A 249-nucleotide genomic window follows, 5' to 3' on the forward strand; every position below is an offset into this window, starting at 1 on the left:
TACAGTTATTTGCCAGCTCAGAGGCTGAGCAAGAGATAAATGTTGCAGCCTCAAATACCACAACTACAGATATCAGTTTTGATTTTAGTAACGAAGAGTATGTCTTTAACAATAACTCTCCGCTAGAACATAATCAGCAATCATCAAATACAGACTCGTTCAATAACTATCATAGCTATAATTTGAATGAAGATTTGAATGAAGACTTAAACCTCGAACTAGACAGTAATCATATTGAACATACTAATG

At 33.7% G+C, this 249-nt stretch carries 1 protein-coding gene; it reads left to right on the forward strand.

Annotated features, from left to right (window positions below):
- A partial coding sequence (locus AAEY87_RS14275; protein ID WP_350657646.1) for a GH32 C-terminal domain-containing protein occupies positions 1-249 on the forward strand: 249 nt, incomplete at both ends.

Source organism: Psychrobacter sp. S1-30-MNA-CIBAN-0213 (assembly GCF_040309845.1).
Lineage (GTDB): Bacteria > Pseudomonadota > Gammaproteobacteria > Pseudomonadales > Moraxellaceae > Psychrobacter.